The following is an 18,380-nucleotide window of genomic DNA, read 5'->3' as shown; positions in this document are numbered from 1 at the left end:
CCTTCGACGGCGCGAAGTCCTTCGACCACCAGGACGGTGACCAGCAGGACACCTGGAAGAAGAATGCCCGCTTCACCTTCAAGACCTGGACCGGCCAGGAAACCGAACTCGGCACCTTGAAGACCTACACCGAAATGCGCTTCAACTTCGGCAACAGCAACGGCTATGGCACCCTCGCCTCCGGCAATCCCGCCGTCGACAAAGGCGTCTCGGTGAAGTTCGCCTGGATCCAGCTCGGTGGTCTGCGCGTCGGTAAGGACGAATCGGCCTTCGATTCGTTCATCGGCTACGCGGGCGCCGTCATCAACGATACGCTGGTTCCGTACGGCGATTTCGACACCAACGTCGTCCAGTACTACTTCGACGCTGGCAACGGCTTCTCGGCCGTGGTCTCTCTCGAAGAGGGCTCTGGCGTCGTCGGGACGATCGACAGCTATGTTCCGCATGTCGTCGGCGGCGTGAAGTACACGCAGGGCTGGGGCGCCATCACCGGCGTCGTCGCCTATGACAGCAACTATGAAGAAGTCGCCGGCAAGGTTCGTCTCGACGTCAAGCCGATGGACAACCTGTCGCTGTTCATCATGGGCGGCTACGGCACCGACGACAATCTCAACGACGACGCCGGAAACGTCATCGACGCGCACGGTCGCGGCTTCTACAAGCAGTGGAGCGGCAACTGGGCAATCTGGGGCGGCGGCACCTATACCATCAACGAGAAGACCTCGCTCAACGCCCAGCTCTCCTATGACGAAGGCAAGAACTTCGGCGTCGCGGCCAACGTTGCCTATGAAATCGTCAAGGGCTTCAAGATCACGGCCGAAGTCGACTATCTGCATGTCGGCGAGGACACCGTCACCAACTGGACCAAAGCCGACAAGGAAAACAGCGTCGGCGGCATCCTCCGCTTCCAGCGCTCGTTCTGATCGGTTCTACAGTCTCGAAAGAAGGCCCGCAGCATGTCGCTGCGGGCCTTTGTCTTTTCAGCTCAACCCTGCCCGTCTAAGCGCTGAATAGACCCGCTGGCGCAGATCGTCCGGCACCTGGCCGACGACCGCGTCGAACGAGGCGACCGTCAGCCCCTGGTCCATGCGCCTTGCCTCGGCGATGACGGTCCTGGCTTCCTCCGCGCGGCCGAGCGCGACAAGGGCGGCGGCCAGCCCCAGCCTCGACCAGGTCTCGCGCGCATTGAGCGCGGTGGCACGCCGGGCGGCAGCCTCGGCGGCGGCGAAATCGTCCAGCCAATAGTGGCAGAACGACTGCAGCGTCATGAACATCGAGCCGAGCGGATCCCTGGGGTTCAGCCGCACCGCCTGGCCGATATGATGCAGCGCCTCGCGCGGCCTGCCCGACCAGAAATGCAATTGCGCCATGCCGAAATAGGCCTGCGCGAAACTCGGGCTGAGATCGATCGCCATCGAAAGATGGTGGGCGGCGCGCGGCCGATCGCCGATGAAGGTCAGCAGGCGTCCGAGCACGACATGGCTGAAGGCGTCGCCGGCATCTAGCGCCAGCGCCTTCTCGGCCTGCGCTATGCCGGCGCCGAGCGTCTGCCCGACATCGGTAGTGAAGTGCCAGGTCACCGCCGACAGACAGACATAGGCGAGGCCGGCATTGGGCAGGCTGAACCCCGGCTCCAGCTCGAGGGCACGCTCAAAATGCCCCTGCGCCAGCTGATGATCGTCCCTGGTGAACCGGTAGGCATGCCACATGCCGCGATGGAACAGTTCCCAGGCATCGAGATTTTCCGGCCGCTTGCGCGCCGCGCTTTCGCGCTCCGCCGCCCGCACCTCGGCGTCGATGTTGGCGATGATGCGCCTCACCACCTCGTCCTGCAGGTCGAAGACGTCCTGCGCCGGCCGGTCATAGCGCTCCGCCCAGACGCAGCGGTCGCCGGACGCATCGATCAGCTGCACGGCAACGCGAAGCTGGTCGCCGCCGCGCCGCACGCTGCCGGCAAGGATGTATCTGACGTCGAGGTCGCGCGCGGCGATGCCGGCCTCGCCGGCGCCGCTGCCATAGCCGACGGTCGACTGCGGCGCGATGACCAGGAAATCGCGCTGCCGCGACAATTCCGTGATGATGTCCTGCGAGATGCCGTTGGCGAGGAAATCCTGCTCGCCGTCGCTCTTGCCGGCAAAGGGCAGGACGGCGATCGACAAGCCGCGCGGCCGCTCCGTCGGCCAGCTAGGGGCCGGGGTAGCCTGCTCCATTGGGGAAACAGGGCCGTCCGGCGGACGGACGGCCTCATCCCCCACCGAAGCAGCATCGGACGCGATCTTGCGCGAAAGCCGCACTGTTTCCTGCGACGGCTCGACGCCGAGCTCGCGCTTGAGCAGTTCGCGGCAACCCTGGAACTGGGCCAAGGCACGCGAGCGTTCGCCTGCCCTGGCGTAGAGGCGCATCAGCAGCCGGTGGCTTTCCTCGCGCAGATTGTCGATGGCGAGCAGGCGCTGGCCGACGGACTGTGCCTGCGAAAGGTCGCCGGCATCGGCCAACCGGAGCGCCATGCCTTCGAGAACGGTCTGCGCCAGATTGCGGCAGCGGGTGCGTTCGAAGGTCAGCCAGTCGGAGAACTCGGCGCTGGCCGACGGACGGCTTTCGAGGAATTCACCGTAGCGCCAGATCGGAGCAGCGCCTTCGTCTATCCCGGCCGGGTTGCTGGCAAGGCTGGCGAGCCGGTCGGCGTCGACGGCAAGCGCGGCCGGATCGAGGGTGACGGCATCGCGGTCTCCGCCGAGCGCTTGCGGTCCGAGCGCGGCGCGCAGCGACGACAACGCCTTCCTCAGGCTGCCGCGCGCCTGCTCCTCGTCGCGATCGCTCCAGAACAGCGCCGCCAGCTTGTCGCGGCCATGCAGCCGCCCGGCGGGCATGGCCAGATAGGCCAGCAGCAATTCGCATTTGCGTGTCGGCAGTTCGACAGGCTGCCCGGCCGCGTCGCGCAGCGAAAACCCGCCCAGCAGGCACAGTTCGAACGGCCCGCGATCGGTCGTCGGGCTCGCCCTGTCATGCGCCGGGACGCTTTCCCCCACCCGCCACAGCTCCTTTTCGCGACGATTTCCCGAAGATTTCACGCTTCGCGAACGCCGGCTTCCCGGCCGTCGCCGATATCCGGCCCATAGCGATCACGGAGATCGCGCCAAACCGGAGAAGACCAATGACCCTGCATAGCATGAAAGACACCCTGCCCCTAGCCGCGACGCCGGCCGGATGGATGTCCGGCATCCTGCGCCGCACCATCACGCGCTCCTTCAGCGACGCGGCGCGGGATGAAGCCGTTCGCCGCAGCCTGCGCCATGTCGGCGGCTTCGACGACCGCCTGCTCCGCGACATCGGCGTTGGCCGCGACGAGATCTTCAACGTCGTCGCGCTCGGCATCAAGCCGGCCAGTCGCCTCGCCTGAGCCAACCAAACAAACAAATCCAAGGAACGATGAGATGTTCACCAAGACAAATACGTCCAACCTCGCCGGCGCCGTCATCGTGCTGGCGGCGATCGTCGGTGGCGGCGCGCTCACGAGCGGCGCCCATGCCGGAGATTTCAAGGTCAAGCACGGCATCGCGCATGCGGTGACGCAGGGCGGCGGGGTAAATGTGCATGGCCGCCCCGCACCCAGCCCCGGCGGCTTCAAGGCGGCGAGCAGGCTGCCGTCGCTGGTCGACAGGGTGCAGCCGCGCATCCACGCCAAGATCGACTGCGTGCCCAACGGCTGCAAGTCGGGTCCGCCCGACCTCTACAAGCACAAGAAACTGCCGTGCGAGCTCTTCGGCTGCAAGCCCGACCACGGCGGCCACCATCACGGCCACCACAAGCACGGCGCCTGGGGCTGGGGCGGAGTGACCATCGTGGCCTCCGACCACGGCGGCTGCGGCTATGAATTCTGGAAGTGGAAGGTGACCGGCTGGCGCTTCTGGAAGCACGCCTATCTCGCCTGCCGCGACTGGGAGTAGGGTTTCGCAACGCCTTCAAATGCCTTGCCTTCCCCTCGCCTTGCGGGGGGAAGGTTCTCGGCCGGTCCGTCCTGGTCGATGAATGCCCCGCCCGTCGGGGCTAGGCGATGCGACGCTGGCGGCGCGACGACTGGCCGCCGCTGGCCCCGGACCGCTCCAGCGCCAATTGGTCGGAAGTGACCAGCCGGCCACGGCCTTCCTTCTTGCCGACATACATCAGCCGGTCGGCGAGCGCGACCAGCGCGTCGGGATCGGCGGCTTCCGTCGGATAGATGGCGACACCGACGGTGCAGCCGACCTGGATGTCGCCGTTCGGGGCCGGAACCTTGATGCGCAGCCGCTCCAGCACGCGCTCCGCCACGCGCACCGCCTTCTCTCTGGCCTGGTCCGGCTTGCCTGAGAACAGGAAGGCGAACTCGTCGCCGCCGAGCCGCGCGACGAAGTCGGCGCTACGCAGGATCGTGCGCAGCTTGTCCGACACGCGTTGCAAGAGCGCATCGCCGGCCTCGTGGCCAAGCGTGTCGTTGACCTCCTTGAAGCGGTCGAGATCGATGAACAGCAGACCCGCCGCGTCGCCGGTGGCGGCGCAGCGGCCGATCACCGATTTGAGCTCGTTGTGGAAGGCGCGCCGGTTGGGCAGGTCGGTCAGGAGATCGTGGTTTGCCGAATGGTCGCTCTGCTGCTTGGCCAGCTCGATCTCGCGCTTTTGCACCGACAGTTCCTCGTTGGCAGCCTTGAGGTCGAGCAGCAGCTGGGCGTTGAGGTCCTCGACGACCTTGCGGTCGCTGATATCGACGACGAAACCCTCGAGGAATTCGAGCTCGCCGGCCTCGTCCCAGACACCGCCGCCGATCTCGCGGACCCAGAGCGGCTCGCCGACCCTGGGTACGATGCGGTAGTCGACGTTCCAGTTGCAGCGCGCCTCGAGCGCGTTGTCGACGGCGGCGTAGACTGCGGCGAGATCGTCAGGATGGATGGCCGAGACGTAGTCGCGCACCGCATTGTGGATGAAATCGCTCGGCCGGTAGCCGCTGACGGTGAAAATGCCGTCGCTGATATAGAGCATCGTGTAGGACTGGTCGTTGCGGCAGCGGTAGAGATAGCCGTCCATGCGACCGGTGATGCTGAGCAGCGCGTCCAGCCGCTCGTCGTGGTGGCCCCCCTGGCCGACCGCGGATGCAGAAACCCCGTCATGCTTCATGGCCGCACCCCCGAGTTGGCGGTCTGAGCGCGCCGTAGATGCCGTTACGGCAAGTCGGCAAGAGGCCTTCTATATCAGGTGAGTATTATCAATCTGTTATGGCGATGCGCCCTTAGTGCACCGCTTCTCAGTTGCTCGCCGTGTAGGCCGCGATCGCCGCCATGTTGACGATGTCTGAATCCTTGGCATTCAGCGAGACGATCTGCACCGGCTTGTTGAGGCCGACCAGCAGCGGGCCGATGACGGTCGAGCCGCCGAGCTCCTGCAGCATCTTGGTCGAGATCGAGGCCGAGTGGAACGCCGGCATGATCAGCACGTTGGCCGGGCCGGTCAGCCGGATGAACGGGTACTGCGCCATGGCGCGGGCGTTGAGCGCCACGTCGGCCGCCATCTCGCCGTCATACTCGAAATCGACGCGGCGCTTGTCGAGGATGCGCACCGCCTCCTGCACGCGCTCGGAGCGCTCGCCCTGCGGATGGCCGAAGGTCGAGTAGGCGAGCATGGCAAGTCTCGGCTCGTAGCCCATGCGGCGGGCGAAGCCGGCCGCCTCCTCGGCGATGTCGGCGATCTGCTCGGCGTTCGGCATGTCGTGCACGGCGGTGTCGGCGACGACGACGGTGCGGCCCCTGGCGAGCACGATCGAGACGCCGATGACGCGGTGGCCGGGCTTGGCGTCGATGACGCGGCGGATGTCGTCGAGCGCGGTCGAATAGTTGCGGGTGACGCCGGTGACGATGCCGTCGGCATCGCCCAGCGCCACCATGCAGGCGGCGAAATGGTTGCGGTCGTTGTTGATCAGGCGCTGGCAGTCGCGGAACAGGAAACCCTTCCGCTGCATGCGCTCATAGAGATAGTCGGTGTAGATGCCGTTGCGGCGCGACAGCCTGGCATTGATGATCTCGATGCCCTGCTTGTTCAGCTCGATGCCGGCGTGCTTGGCGTTTTCCTTGATGACGTCGTCGCGGCCGAGCAGGATCGCGGTGCCGAGATTCTGGTTCACATAGGAGACGGCGGCGCGCATCACCTGCTCCTCTTCGCCCTCGGCGAAGACGATGCGTTTGGGCTGGCGGCGCACGCGGTCGTAGATGCGCTGCAGCGTCGAGGCGATCGGATCGCGGCGGGCGGAAAGCTCCTGCGCGTAGCGGCCGAGATCGAGGATCGGCTTGCGGGCGACACCGGACTCCATCGCGGCCTTGGCGACAGCCAGCGGGATCGCCGCGATCAGGCGCGGGTCGAACGGCACCGGGATGATGTAGTTGGGGCCGAATTTCGGCCGGTTGCCCTGATAGGCGGCGGCGACGTCGTCGGGCACGTCCTTGCGCGCCAGCTCGGCCAGCGCGCGGGCGGCGGCGATCTTCATCTCGTCATTGATGGTGGTGGCCCGGACATCCAGCGCGCCGCGGAAGATGTAGGGGAAGCCCAGAACGTTGTTGACCTGGTTCGGATAGTCTGAACGGCCGGTGGCCATGATGGCGTCGGTGCGGATTTCGGCCACTTCCTCGGGCGTGATCTCGGGATCGGGATTGGCCATGGCGAAGATGATCGGGTTCTTGGCCATCGACTGGACCATGGCGGTGGTCAGCGCGCCCTTGGCGGAGAGGCCGAGGAAGACGTCGGCGCCGTCCAGCGCCTCGGCCAGCGATCGCGCCTCGGTCTTGACGGCATGCGCCGACTTCCACTGGTTCATGCCCTCGGTGCGGCCCTGGAAGACGACGCCCTTGGTGTCGCACAGGATGATGTTTTCCGGCGAAAAGCCCATCGCCTTCATCAGCTCGATACAGGCGATGCCGGCCGCGCCGGCGCCGTTGCAGACCATCTTGGTGGTCTTCATGTCGCGGCCGGTTATCTCCAGCGCGTTGATCAGGCCGGCTGCAGAGATGATCGCGGTGCCGTGCTGGTCGTCGTGGAAGACGGGGATGTCCATCAATTCCCGCAGCCGCTGCTCGATGATGAAGCATTCCGGCGCCTTGATGTCTTCCAGATTGATGCCGCCGAAGGAGGGGCCGAGGAAGCGCACGCAGTTGATGAACTCGTCGGCGTCCTCGGTGTCGACCTCGAGGTCGATGGAATCGACGTCGGCAAAGCGCTTGAACAGCACCGACTTGCCTTCCATCACCGGCTTGGAGGCGAGAGCGCCGAGATTGCCGAGGCCGAGAATGGCGGTACCGTTGGAGATGACGGCGACCATGTTGCCGCGCGTCGTGTAGTCGAAGGCGCGGCTCGGATCCTCGGCGATGGCGCGAACCGGAACGGCGACGCCCGGCGAATAGGCGAGGCTGAGATCGCGCTGCGTCGCCATCGGCTTGGTGGCGACGATCTCCAGCTTGCCGGGGCGGCCCATGGCGTGGAATTCCAGCGCCTCCTGCGCGCTGACGGACGGACCGCTGTTTTCGGTTTTCCTGGCCATGATCTCTTGATTTCCTCACCGGTGCGGCGCCCTTGAGATGGGCGCCATGTTATTGAGCTTCCGGATTAAGGCCAGAGGCCGCCGCTGTAAACCGGCAAGCTCGGCAAAGCTCGCCCTACTCCGACGAAGCCGCTCAGGAACGTCCCGCAGCCGCCGCGGATGCCGCGATCTCGCGCGCATGCTGGCGTACCGTTCCGTAGCGCCGCAACGACCCGGTTCCGGGAAAGGGCCATTGCGAAAGCGTTGGCTCGGCGCTTCCCATGCGCTCGCGCAACGCCGACAGGAATTCCATCAGCTCCCGCCGCTGCGGCCACACCTTGGCCATGGTGCGGCTGCGGATCTCGTCGCGCGGTATGGCGCGGTCGCGCAAGGTTTCGACGGCGCGCCTGATGGCCGCCGGTTCGGGCTCGGCGATGATGCAATAGTCCGGATCGAAATAGACATCGCGGCCGCCGACGCTCGGCGTGCTCACCACCGGCAGCCCGGCCATGAGATATTCCATACTCGAGCACATCGCCCCCTCGACGGCCGACAGGCAGAGCCCGACCGCGGCCTGGGCGTAGACGCGATTGACTTGTTGCGGCGTCAGCCGGCCGGTCCGGCCATCGACGATCGGATTGGCGATCCGGTGCAGCGGCGACTGCGCCTGCAGGCGCCGGATGAAGGCGCGGTCGCCGGCCGGCGGCAGTTCGCCGATCGAGATGGCAATATGGACCAGCCTTTCGATGTCGAAGCCGAGATAGTGGCGCTTGGTGTTCGAGATGCGGCCGTTGTAGACGGCATCGAATTCGACCGGGACATCCGGCAGGGGCCGAAAGATGTCCTCCGAGACCATCAGATTGTGGTTGGAGAAAATCGCCGTGCCCCCGACCGCGGCAACGAGGCGGCGCTCCGCCTCGTTGTTGCAGAGAAAAATCAGCTCGTGGAGCGGGAAGCGCTCGCGATACCAGGCGATGTCCTGGCCGAGCCTGGCGATGACGTGCGGCCGTTCGAGTGTCCAGCTCGGCATCAGCAGGAATGCGGCGCGGCGCGAGGCGAGGTGCCGGCCGATCGCCGCTATCGAGCTGAGCGGGCGCTCGCCGCCGATCGGCATGTAGATCAGCAGCGGATCATGGCTGAGCACATGGATCGCGACCTTCATGCCGCCGCCGAGGCCGGACAGCGGGCCGCGGTCGGGAAGCAGGAAAGGCAGTCGCTTTTGCACCGAGTGACGGAGACGGCCCAGCCTGTCGCCGGCGCGCCGCTGCAGGCGTTCGAGCGGCGTGCCGGCCGACCCGACCATCTCCTCGAATGATTCCTGACCGAACCTGTCCATCGACCCCGCCCCCGAGCTCCGTGGATGATTATGCCGGCCACCGGCGCGTTGCAATGCCGGCACGCCTTGGCCGCCGCTGGCCGGAGCGACGCGGTCTTCCCCTGCTTTTCGAGCGGCCGGCATTAAACCCGGCAACCACATCTGCTAGCGTGCCCCAATGAACATGCACATGCCGACCGACAACGACGCCCCGGACACGATGGCGCCGGCGCCCGCAGTGGGCGGCGTCACGCCGATGATGGAGCAGTATATCGAGATCAAGGCGGCGAACCCGGATTCGCTCCTGTTCTACCGCATGGGCGATTTCTACGAGCTGTTCTTCGACGATGCCGAGAAAGCAAGCCGCGCGCTCGGCATCGTGCTGACCCGGCGCGGCAAACACCAGGGCCACGACATTCCGATGTGCGGCGTGCCGGTGCATGCGGCGGATGACTATCTGCAGAAGCTGATCGCGCAAGGCTTCCGCGTCGCCGTCTGCGAGCAGACCGAGGACCCGGCGGAGGCCAAAAAGCGCGGCTCGAAATCGGTGGTGCGGCGCGACGTGGTGCGGCTGGTGACGCCCGGCACCATCACCGAGGACAAATTGCTGGCGCCTTCCGAATCGAGCTTCCTGATGGCGCTCGGACGCGTGAAAGGTGTGGCGGAGCATGCCTTCGCGCTGGCCTGGGTCGAGATCTCGACCGGGGTCTTCCGCGTCGCCGAGACCACCGCCGACCGGCTGCTCGCCGACATCTTCCGCGTCGACCCGCGCGAGCTGATCGTCGCCGAGCCGGTGTTTTACGACCCCGAGCTGAAGCCGCTGTTCGACGTCATCGGCCGCGTCGCCAGCCCGCAGCCGCCGTCGCTGTTCGATTCGGCCTCGGCGGCGGGACGCATCGCACGCTTCTTCGCGGTGGCGACGCCGGACAGTTTCGGGACGTTTTCGCGCGCCGAGCTGTCGGCCATCTCAGGCACCATCGCCTATGTCGAGAAGACCCAGAAGGCCGAGCGGCCGCCGCTGTCGCGGCCGGAGCGCGAGGAGAGCGGCTCGACGCTGTTCATCGACCCGGCGACGCGCGCCAATCTGGAGCTCTTACGCACGCTGTCGGGCAGCCGCGACGGCTCGCTGTTCAAGGCGATCGACCGCACGGTGACCGGCGGCGGCGCGAGGCTCTTGGCCGACCGGCTGATGGCGCCGCTGACCGATCCGGCGGCGATCGGCGCCAGGCTCGATTCCGTGTCGTTCTTCCGCGCCGAGACGCGGCTCTGCCAGGCGGCGCGGACAAGCCTGAAGAGCGTCGCCGACATGCCGCGCGCGTTGTCCAGGCTGGCGCTCAATCGCGGTGGTCCGCGCGATCTCGGCGCGTTGCGCGCCGGCTTCGAGGCGGCCGACGCAATCGTGCATCTGTTTGCGGCGACCACCCTGCCGCGGGAACTTGCGGCGGCGCTGGCCTCGATCAAGGCCTTGCCGCGCGATCTGCACGACCATCTCAGCCAGGCGCTGGACGAGGAATTGCCGCTGTTGAAGCGCGACGGCGGCTTCGTGCGGTCGAGTTACAATGCCGAGCTCGACGAGATGCGGGCGCTGCGTGACGAGTCGCGCAAAGTGATCGCCGGGCTGGAGCGCTCGCTGATCGAGGAGACCGGCATCCGCTCGCTGAAAATCCGGCACAACAACGTGCTCGGCTACTACATCGAGGTCACCGCCAATCACCATGCAGCGATGACCGGCAGCGACGAGGCCAAGGGGCGCTTCATCCACCGCCAGACCATGGCCAACGCCATGCGCTTCACCACGACGGAGCTGGCCGAGCTGGAATCGAAGATCGCCAACGCCGCCGACCGGGCGCTGAGCATCGAGCTCGCCGCCTTCGACCGGCTGACGGCCGAGGTTGTCGGCGAAGCCGACAGCATCCGCGCCGGCGCCGAGGCGCTTGCCGCGCTCGACGTGTCGGCCGCCCTTGCGCTGCTTTCGGAAAGCGAGGCCTGGTGCCGGCCGGAAGTCGATTCCAGCCTCGCCTTCGAGATCGAAGGCGGCCGGCATCCGGTGGTCGAGCAGGCGCTGCGGCGATCGGGCGAAGGCCCGTTCGTCGCCAACGACTGCGACCTTTCGCCGGAAGGCGGCGCCAAGGCCGGCGCCATCTGGCTGCTGACCGGTCCCAACATGGGCGGCAAGTCGACCTTCCTGCGGCAGAACGCGCTGATCGCCATCCTTGCCCAGACCGGCTCCTTCGTGCCGGCCGAGCGCGCCCACATCGGCGTCGTCGACCGGCTGTTCTCGCGCGTCGGCGCCTCCGACGACCTGGCGCGCGGCCGCTCGACCTTCATGGTCGAGATGGTCGAGACGGCGGCGATCCTCAACCAGGCGGGCGAGCGGGCGCTGGTCATCCTCGACGAGATCGGCCGCGGCACGGCGACCTTCGACGGCCTGTCGATCGCCTGGGCGGCAGTCGAATATCTGCACGAGAAGAACCGCTGCCGGGCGATATTCGCCACCCATTTCCACGAGATGACGGCGCTGGCCGGCAAGCTCCCGCGCCTCTCCAATGTCACCATGCGGGTCAAGGAATGGGAAGGCGAGGTGGTGTTCCTGCACGAGGTCGGCAAGGGCGCGGCGGACCGTTCCTACGGCGTGCAGGTGGCGCGGCTCGCCGGCCTGCCGGAAGCCGTGGTCGCCCGCGCCAAGGAGGTGCTGCACCAGCTTGAGGAAGGCGAGGTTTCGGGCAAGGCCAACCGGCTGGTCGACGACCTGCCGCTGTTTTCGGTGGCGGTGAAGCGGGAGGCGCCGAAGCCGGTGAAGAACGACGCGCTCGGCGCCGCGCTCGGCGACATCAACCCCGACGAGATGACGCCGCGCGAGGCGTTGGAAGCGCTATACCGGCTGAAAGGATTGATCGGCAGTTAGCGCGAGAAGTCTACGCTCAAAGAGATTTTTGACGGCCGCCCGCCTTGGTGATTTAATATATCTTCACAAGAAGACATGAGCGCTCTTACGTTCTTTTCCGAGAGGATGTGCGTTCTCGCGACCTCATCCGCCAGATACATGAAAAGGATGTGATCCTCGCTATCACTGTTTTCATTTACGATACTTATCGAGGCATAATTCGTATTTCTTATGTCGTATAGATTTTCTGTTTTTATAAAATTGTATCCGTATCTTTTGAAGATCGACCTGATAACTTGTTTCAGCACAACAGCGCTCCAGACAGACAGTCAGGCAGGCAGGCAAATTTGGTCCTCATCCGAGTCGGCGTGCAAAAACCCTCGACGAGAGGCGACAAAGCCATAGCACGCTATTCGACTTGACGTCATTGTACCGGTCGGTACAATCTCTCGTCGAAATTGCCCAATGGAACACCGCCATGAGCCGTCCGCCGCTGCCGCCCTTTACCGCCGAAACCGCCGCACAGAAGGCGCGCATGGCCGAAGACGCCTGGAACAGCCGCGACCCCGAACGGGTCTCGCTCGCCTATACTGAGGACAGTACCTGGCGCAATCGCGCCGAGTTTGTTTCAGGCCGCAGCGAGATCGTCGGTTTCCTCACCCGCAAATGGGCGCGCGAACTCGACTATAGGCTGATCAAGGAGGTCTGGACCTGGAACGAGAACCGAATTGCGGTGCGCTTTGCCTATGAATGGCGCGACGACAGCGGCCACTGGTTCCGCTCCTACGGCAATGAGAATTGGGAGTTCGACGCGGCCGGGCTGATGCGCCGGCGCGTCGCCAGCATCAATGACCTGCCAATCACCGAGGCCGAGCGCAAATATCACTGGCCGCTCGGCCGCCGGCCCGACGATCATCCGGGCCTGACCGAACTTGGCTTGTAAGGCGCCTATGCGCAGGATCGCGCCCGAGCGCGCCGATCTGCTCTCCATCATCGGCGAGGTCTTTCGCGAGCACGGCTATGAAGGGGCGAGCCTGGCGCTGATCGGCGCGGCGACGGGATTGGGCAAGGGCAGCCTCTATCACTTCTTTCCCGGCGGCAAGGAGGAGATGGCGAGAGCCGTCATTGCCCATATCGACGGCTGGTTCGAGGACAATGTCTTTGCGCCTTTGCGCGACAACGCCGATCCGCGGGCCGGGATCGAGCACATGTTCGAGGCGACGGACAGCTACTTCCGCTCGGGGCGCCGGGTTTGCCTCATCGGCGCCTTCGCGCTGGATGATTCGCGCGACCTGTTTTCCGGCCAAATAAGGGACTATTTCGGCCGCTGGATCACGAGTCTCGCCGCAGCGCTGACGCGATCCGGGTATGGACCGGGCGAGGCCAGCGAGCTGGCCGAGGAAGCAGTCGCCGTCATCCAGGGTGCGCTCACGCTTGCCCGCGCCGCCAGCGACCTCGCTATATTTTCAAGGGCATTGCGGCGAGTGCGCATGCGGCTTGAGCCTCCGGCCAAGATCTAGCCGGAACCCCTACAAAGGCTCGAAGCGGAAGGCTGTTTCGGTTCGAAAAATCCGACCGACGCCCGGTGAATCGAGATGCGCTCCCGCCACGCACCAGGCATTGTCGGCGGCAAGGGCCAAGATATGCAGCCGGCTCGCCCGCGCCTGCTCCTGGTCAGCGTCGAATTCCCATGCGACCTCCGGCCGATCGAACTGAAGCGACGGCACATGCACGAGGTCGCCCCAAACCAACAATGTTCCGCCGTCGCTCGTGACACGAAAGCATGTGTGACCAATTTCGTGGCCCGGCGCCGCGACCGCCTCGACATTCGCGCTCAGGCGCTGCCCGGGGTCCAAAGGTTCTGCTCGATCATGGAAGCGGCTCAACCTCGCTACCGACCGGAACATGTCGAGCTCGGCTCGAGGCACGAGCAGCCTGGTGAGTTGCGGGAAACCGTCCCGGCCATCCGGATGGACGATCCCGTGGATATGATCGAGATGGGTGTGGGTGAAAGCGACCGTCCGAACTCGGTCAATGGCGATCCTCGCCTCGCTCAGCGCCTGCGGAAGAAGCCCCATCGTCGGGTGCCAGGCGTTCGAGGACCCCGTGTCGATCAGCATGATGTCTTGGCCGTCGTCGATCGCAAAGGCATTGACCGACAATCTCAGCGCGCCGTCGAAGAGCGGCACCTGCGACGGGAGATCGTCGCCAAAGGGCTCGTCTCCCGGATGGCGCAGTCGGCGGATCGGCATGTCGACATAGCCGTCGCGCAACGACGTGACGCTAATGCCCCCGATCTTGTACGCCGTGTGATGCGGCCCGGCTGAGATTCGTTCCAACGCTTGCTCTCTTTACCACGATTGCGAATGCAGATTTCGGTCAGATCATCTCCAGCCCGCGCTTGCGCGTCGGCGGCGGGAAGGCGCGGTCGAGCTCGGCGCAGTCCTCCGCTGTCAACCCGATGTCGAGCGCGGCGACGTTCTGGCGGACGTGCTCGGGCTTGCTTGCCTTTGGGATGGCGATGACGCCCGGCTGCGCCATCACCCAGGCGAGCGCGATCTGCGCGGCCGTCACGTTGTGGCGGGCGGCAATGGCTTCCAGCCTGGTGTTGCGCGCCAGCGCGCCCTGCTCGACCGGCGAATAGGCCATCAGCGGAATGCCGCGCTCTCGGCTCCAGGGCGCGAGATCGAACTCAGGGCCACGGCGCGAGAGATTGTAGAGCACCTGGTTGGTCTGGACGTTGCCGCCGTCCCGCAGGCCGACCAGTTCCTCCATCTCATCGGTGTCGAAATTGCTGACGCCCCAATGGCGGATCTTGCCGGCCGCCTTCAGTGCCTCGAAGGCCTCGACGGTCTCGGTCAGCGGCACGCTGCCCGGCCAGTGCAGCAGATAGAGGTCGATGCGGTCGGTGGCGAGGCGCTTGAGGCTGTTCTCGCACGCCCGCCGGACGCCGGCGCGCGAGGCGTTGGAGGGCAGCACCTTCGAGACCAGGAAGGTCTCGTCGCGGCGCCCGGCGATGGCCTCGGCCACCACCTCCTCGGCGCCGCCGCTGGCATACATTTCGGCGGTATCGATCAGCGTCATGCCGAGCTCCAGCCCGAGCCGCAGGGCCTTCACCTCATCGGCGCGGCGACGGGCGTCCTCGCCCATCTTCCAGGTGCCCTGGCCGAGCACAGGCAAGGGTTCGCCCGAGGGCAGCATGGTGGTTCTGATGGTAGATGCCATGGCAGGCTCTCATTGACGGCGGGATCGCATCACAGCCGAAGCAAGAAATCCAGTCCCAAGCCCCGCCCGGACTTCCGGCGTGCCAAATCTAGTCCGCCTGATGGGCCGCGAGCCAGGCCCGCATCTCCTTGATCTCGGCCTCCTGCGCCTTGATGACCGCTTCGGCCATCTTGCGGATTTGCGGGTCCTTGCCGTTGGCCAATTCCACCTTGGCCATGTCGATCGCGCCCTGATGATGCGGGATCATGCCGCGGACGAAGTCGACATCCGGATTGCCGGAATATGCATTTGCCATCATGTCGGCATGCATCTTGTCCATCGCCGCCTTGTAGCCGGCGGTCGATGGGCTCTCCGCGCCCATCGCCATGCCGGACATGTCGTGCTTCATCTCCTGCGATTGCGCCGGAACGCTTTCGAGGAAGACGGCGAGCAGCATTCCCGCCGCCATCAAGAGCAGCACAATCTTCTTGGCCAAGGTCATCCATGATCTCCTGTTGATGGACTGTCGTATTTGGGGGCTTCGCTCAGAGTTTCAACGTTCTGAGTCGCAACGCGTTGCCGATGACCGAGACCGAGGACAGGCTCATCGCCGCCGCGGCCAGCATCGGCGACAAAAGCGTGCCGGTGAGCGGATAGAGCACGCCTGCTGCTATCGGCACGCCGAGCACGTTGTAGAGGAAGGCGAAGAACAGGTTCTGGCGAATGTTGCGGATCGTCGCCCGGGCCAGCGTGCGCGCCCTGACGATACCGTTGAGGTCGCCCTTGACCAGCGTGATCCCCGCGCTTTCGACCGCGACATCGGCGCCTGTGCCCATAGCGATGCCGACATCGGCGGCGGCCAGCGCCGGCGCGTCGTTGACGCCGTCGCCGGCCATGGCGACGCCGGCGCCCTTGGCGCGCAGTTCCTCGACCAGCGCTCCCTTCTGCTCGGGCAGCAGGCCGGCGCGCACCTCGTCGATGCCAAGCTTGCCGGCGATGGCGCGCGCCGTGCGCTCATTGTCGCCAGTCGCCATGATGATCCGCAAGCCGCTGTCGTGCAGCGCGCCGATCGCCGCCGCCGTTGTCGGCTTGACCGGGTCGGCGACGGCGACGAGGCCGGCGAGCCTGCCGCCGACGGCGACGAACATCGCCGTCTTGCCCTCGCTCCGCAGCGCGTCCGCCTGCGCTGAAATCGAGACCGTGTCGATGCCGAGGTCCGCCATCATCGCCGCATTGCCGAGCGCGACCTTGCTGCCGGCCACCGTGCCGGACACACCCTTGCCGGTGACCGCCTCGAAATCGCCGGCATCGGCGACCGTCACGCCGCGTTCAACCGCGCCCTCGACGATCGCCTCGGCGAGCGGATGCTCCGAACCCTTCTCAAGCGCGGCGGCCAGCGCCAGCAGTTCGTTTTCCGCGATGCCCCCGGCGGCGAAGACGTCGGTGAGCTTTGGCCGACCCTCGGTCAAGGTGCCGGTCTTGTCGACGATCAGCGTATCGACCGAAGCGAAGCGCTCGAGCGCTGCCGCCTCCTTGATCAGCACGCCGGCATGGGCGCCGCGCCCGGTCGCGGTCATGATCGACATCGGCGTCGCCAACCCCAGCGCGCAGGGACAGGCGATGATCAGCACCGACACCGCCGAGACGATGGCGAAGATCAGGCTTGGCTGCGGGCCGAGGATCGCCCAGGCGGCGAAAGCGGCGAGCGCGACCAGCACAACGGCCGGCACGAAATAGAAGGAAACGCGGTCGGCCAGGCCCTGGATCGGCGCCCGCGAGCGCTGCGCCTTGGCGACCAGTTCGACGATGCGCGACAGCGTCGTCTCGGCGCCTATGCGCTCGGCGCGCATGACCAGCGAGCCGTTCTTGTTGAGCGTGCCGCCGGTCAGGGCGTCGCCCCCGGTCTTCTCGACCGGCAGCGGCTCGCCGGTGATCATCGATTCGTCGATAGCCGAGCGACCCTCGAGCACGACACCGTCGACCGGAACGGCATCGCCGGGACGGATGCGCAGCCGGTCGCCGGCCTTGACCGTATCGAGCGGCACGTCGCTTTCGGAGCCATCAGCGCCGATCAGCCGCGCCGTCTTCGGCGCCAGGTCGAGCAGGGCGCGGATGGCCGAGCCGGTGCGCTCGCGGGCCCTGAGCTCCAGCACCTGGCCGAGGAAGACCAGCGCGACGATGACGGCGGCGGCCTCGAAATAGACCGGCACGGCGCCGCCATGGCCGCGGAACTGGTGCGGGAAGATGTCGGGGAACAGCGTGGCCGCGACGCTGTAGAGATAGGCCGCGCCGACGCCGAGCGAGATCAGCGTCCACATGTTGGGACTGCGGTTGAGGATCGACTCCCAGCCGCGATGGAAGAAGGGAAAGGCCGCCCACAGCACGACCGGGCTCGCCAGCGCCAGCTCTGCCCATGTCTTTGTCCGGTCGTCGGTGAGGCTGTCGAAGCTCAGGCCGAGCATCGGCGCCATGGCGATGACGAGCAGCGGCAGGGACAGCACCGCGCTGACCCAGAAGCGCCGGGTGAAATCGACCAGTTCGGGGTTCGGCCCTTCCTCGCCGGTCGGCACACCCATCGGCTCCAGCGCCATGCCGCAGATCGGGCAGGCGCCCGGCTTGTCGCGGATGATCTCGGGATGCATCGGACAGGTGTATTGCGTGCCCTTCGGCATCGGCTGTGGAGCCGGCCGGTCGCCGAGATAGTGGGCCGGCGCGGCCTCGAACTTGCCCTTGCAGCCGGCCGAGCAGAAATAGAAACCCTGGCCCTCATGGCGGACGAAATGCCTGGCGCTGGCGCGGTCGACGCTCATGCCGCAGACCGGATCGGTCGCGGTCAGGTATTTTTCCGGCTCGGCGACGAATTTGGCGCGGCAGCCCTCGCTGCAGAAATAACGGATGTGGCCACCGTGCTCGGCCGTCGGCTTGCCGGCGGCCGGATCGACCGTCATGCCGCAGACCGGATCGCGAACGACCGCCTCCGCGACAGGCGCGGCGGCCTTGGCGGAGCAGCAGCTGCCGGCATGCGCGTGGTGGTCATGGTCGGAATGGGCCATCTGGAATGCCTCTTAAGTCTTGATCTGAGGCCGAGGTAGGGCTTCCAGTAACTGGAAGGTCAAGGGTCGGCCGCAATTTTTCTCGCCAGGCGCATTGTCGGACGGTAAAGGCAGGGCAGATCATGCGGTGTCGTGACAGGGCCGCCCCATACCCAGCACCGCGAAAACGCGCTATAGACGCCGCCCGAAAGGCGAGGCCGACCTCAGCACATGGCAAAAATCTCCCTGAAACTCGACGAGCTGATCGACGGCGTGATGTTGCGCGGCGACATGACGAAGCTGACCGCGGCCCATGCCGGCGACGGTTCCGGTCAGGCGACGCGCGGCGCCGTTCTGCAGCTGCTCAAGGCTCGGCTGGCCGATGGCCGCAAGATCGCGGAAGCCATGCTG

15 protein-coding genes are annotated in these 18,380 nt (G+C 66.1%); 7 read left to right on the top strand and 8 right to left on the bottom strand.

Annotated features, from left to right (window positions below):
• A partial coding sequence (locus EN780_RS10765; protein WP_133372596.1) for a porin occupies window positions 1-923 on the top strand: 923 nt, incomplete at its 5' end.
• Between the two features lie 57 nt (window positions 924-980).
• On the opposite strand, the gene EN780_RS10760 is transcribed toward EN780_RS10765, so the two are convergent.
• Window positions 981-3,029: a BTAD domain-containing putative transcriptional regulator gene (locus EN780_RS10760; protein ID WP_245499922.1), complete on the bottom strand. Its 2,049-nt coding sequence runs from the start codon at window positions 3,027-3,029 to the stop codon at window positions 981-983.
• A 125-nt stretch (window positions 3,030-3,154) separates the two neighbouring features.
• Here EN780_RS10760 and EN780_RS10755 point away from each other — a divergent pair, with 125 nt between their 5' ends.
• Together EN780_RS10755 and EN780_RS10750 are read left to right on the top strand one after the other, a co-directional pair.
• Window positions 3,155-3,400, top strand: coding sequence for a DUF1127 domain-containing protein (locus tag EN780_RS10755; protein WP_128273619.1), 246 nt, complete (start codon window positions 3,155-3,157; stop codon window positions 3,398-3,400).
• A 34-nt stretch (window positions 3,401-3,434) separates the two neighbouring features.
• Window positions 3,435-3,947 (top strand): hypothetical protein, encoded by a 513-nt coding sequence (locus EN780_RS10750; RefSeq protein ID WP_128273618.1) that lies wholly within the window; start codon window positions 3,435-3,437, stop codon window positions 3,945-3,947.
• A 100-nt stretch (window positions 3,948-4,047) separates the two neighbouring features.
• On the opposite strand, the gene EN780_RS10745 is transcribed toward EN780_RS10750, so the two are convergent.
• The 3 genes from EN780_RS10745 to EN780_RS10735 form a co-directional block, all read right to left on the bottom strand.
• Window positions 4,048-5,148, bottom strand: coding sequence for a sensor domain-containing diguanylate cyclase (locus EN780_RS10745; RefSeq protein ID WP_128273616.1), 1,101 nt, complete (start codon window positions 5,146-5,148; stop codon window positions 4,048-4,050).
• Between the two features lie 127 nt (window positions 5,149-5,275).
• Window positions 5,276-7,555 carry an NADP-dependent malic enzyme gene (locus tag EN780_RS10740; protein ID WP_128273614.1) on the bottom strand — a complete coding sequence of 760 codons (2,280 nt, stop codon included), beginning with the start codon at window positions 7,553-7,555 and terminating at the stop codon, window positions 5,276-5,278.
• A 133-nt stretch (window positions 7,556-7,688) separates the two neighbouring features.
• Window positions 7,689-8,870 (bottom strand): glycosyltransferase, encoded by a 1,182-nt coding sequence (locus EN780_RS10735; protein WP_128273612.1) that lies wholly within the window; start codon window positions 8,868-8,870, stop codon window positions 7,689-7,691.
• A gap of 169 nt (window positions 8,871-9,039) precedes the next feature.
• On the opposite strand from EN780_RS10735, the gene mutS reads away from it, so the two are divergent.
• The 3 genes from mutS to EN780_RS10720 all read left to right on the top strand — a co-directional run bounded on the left by mutS (window position 9,040) and on the right by EN780_RS10720 (window position 13,253).
• The gene (mutS, locus tag EN780_RS10730) at window positions 9,040-11,754 is read left to right on the top strand and encodes a DNA mismatch repair protein MutS (protein WP_245499921.1); all 2,715 of its coding nucleotides are present in this window, start codon (window positions 9,040-9,042) and stop codon (window positions 11,752-11,754) included.
• A gap of 457 nt (window positions 11,755-12,211) precedes the next feature.
• A complete protein-coding gene (locus tag EN780_RS10725; RefSeq protein WP_127391416.1) occupies window positions 12,212-12,676 on the top strand; it encodes a nuclear transport factor 2 family protein in 465 nt (154 codons plus the stop codon).
• Between the two features lie 7 nt (window positions 12,677-12,683).
• Entirely contained in the window at window positions 12,684-13,253 is a 570-nt protein-coding gene (locus EN780_RS10720; protein ID WP_128273608.1) for a TetR/AcrR family transcriptional regulator, read from the top strand.
• Between the two features lie 9 nt (window positions 13,254-13,262).
• Here EN780_RS10720 and EN780_RS10715 read toward each other — a convergent pair whose 3' ends face one another.
• From EN780_RS10715 to EN780_RS10700, 4 genes are all read right to left on the bottom strand, one after another.
• Window positions 13,263-14,006, bottom strand: coding sequence for an MBL fold metallo-hydrolase (locus EN780_RS10715; protein WP_245499920.1), 744 nt, complete (start codon window positions 14,004-14,006; stop codon window positions 13,263-13,265).
• A 106-nt stretch (window positions 14,007-14,112) separates the two neighbouring features.
• Window positions 14,113-14,958, bottom strand: coding sequence for an aldo/keto reductase (locus EN780_RS10710; protein ID WP_128273604.1), 846 nt, complete (start codon window positions 14,956-14,958; stop codon window positions 14,113-14,115).
• An 88-nt stretch (window positions 14,959-15,046) separates the two neighbouring features.
• A complete protein-coding gene (locus tag EN780_RS10705; protein WP_128273602.1) occupies window positions 15,047-15,439 on the bottom strand; it encodes a DUF305 domain-containing protein in 393 nt (130 codons plus the stop codon).
• A 43-nt stretch (window positions 15,440-15,482) separates the two neighbouring features.
• The gene (locus EN780_RS10700) at window positions 15,483-17,990 is read right to left on the bottom strand and encodes a heavy metal translocating P-type ATPase (RefSeq protein ID WP_128273600.1); all 2,508 of its coding nucleotides are present in this window, start codon (window positions 17,988-17,990) and stop codon (window positions 15,483-15,485) included.
• A gap of 210 nt (window positions 17,991-18,200) precedes the next feature.
• On the opposite strand from EN780_RS10700, the gene EN780_RS10695 reads away from it, so the two are divergent.
• Window positions 18,201-18,380, top strand: a 180-nt coding sequence (locus EN780_RS10695; protein ID WP_133372595.1) for a hypothetical protein, incomplete at its 3' end; no start/stop codon positions are given.

It is taken from the genome of Mesorhizobium sp. M4B.F.Ca.ET.089.01.1.1 (assembly GCF_004022605.1).
In the GTDB taxonomy this organism is placed as follows: Bacteria; Pseudomonadota; Alphaproteobacteria; order Rhizobiales; family Rhizobiaceae; genus Mesorhizobium; species Mesorhizobium abyssinicae.
Note: the sequence above shows the minus strand (reverse complement) of the source record. Positions and strands in the feature narration are given on the sequence as shown.

Bases quoted from the DNA above. Each gene is read 5' to 3' on its own strand.
- EN780_RS10755 (WP_128273619.1), top strand. From the start codon at position 3,155: ATGACCCTGCATAGCATGAAAGACACCCTGCCCCTAGCCGCGACGCCG.
- EN780_RS10750 (WP_128273618.1), top strand. From the start codon at position 3,435: ATGTTCACCAAGACAAATACGTCCAACCTCGCCGGCGCCGTCATCGTG.
- EN780_RS10745 (WP_128273616.1), bottom strand. From the start codon at position 5,148: ATGAAGCATGACGGGGTTTCTGCATCCGCGGTCGGCCAGGGGGGCCAC.
- EN780_RS10740 (WP_128273614.1), bottom strand. From the start codon at position 7,555: ATGGCCAGGAAAACCGAAAACAGCGGTCCGTCCGTCAGCGCGCAGGAG.
- EN780_RS10735 (WP_128273612.1), bottom strand. From the start codon at position 8,870: ATGGACAGGTTCGGTCAGGAATCATTCGAGGAGATGGTCGGGTCGGCC.
- mutS (WP_245499921.1), top strand. From the start codon at position 9,040: ATGCCGACCGACAACGACGCCCCGGACACGATGGCGCCGGCGCCCGCA.
- EN780_RS10725 (WP_127391416.1), top strand. From the start codon at position 12,212: ATGAGCCGTCCGCCGCTGCCGCCCTTTACCGCCGAAACCGCCGCACAG.
- EN780_RS10720 (WP_128273608.1), top strand. From the start codon at position 12,684: ATGCGCAGGATCGCGCCCGAGCGCGCCGATCTGCTCTCCATCATCGGC.
- EN780_RS10710 (WP_128273604.1), bottom strand. From the start codon at position 14,958: ATGGCATCTACCATCAGAACCACCATGCTGCCCTCGGGCGAACCCTTG.
- EN780_RS10705 (WP_128273602.1), bottom strand. From the start codon at position 15,439: ATGACCTTGGCCAAGAAGATTGTGCTGCTCTTGATGGCGGCGGGAATG.
- EN780_RS10700 (WP_128273600.1), bottom strand. From the start codon at position 17,990: ATGGCCCATTCCGACCATGACCACCACGCGCATGCCGGCAGCTGCTGC.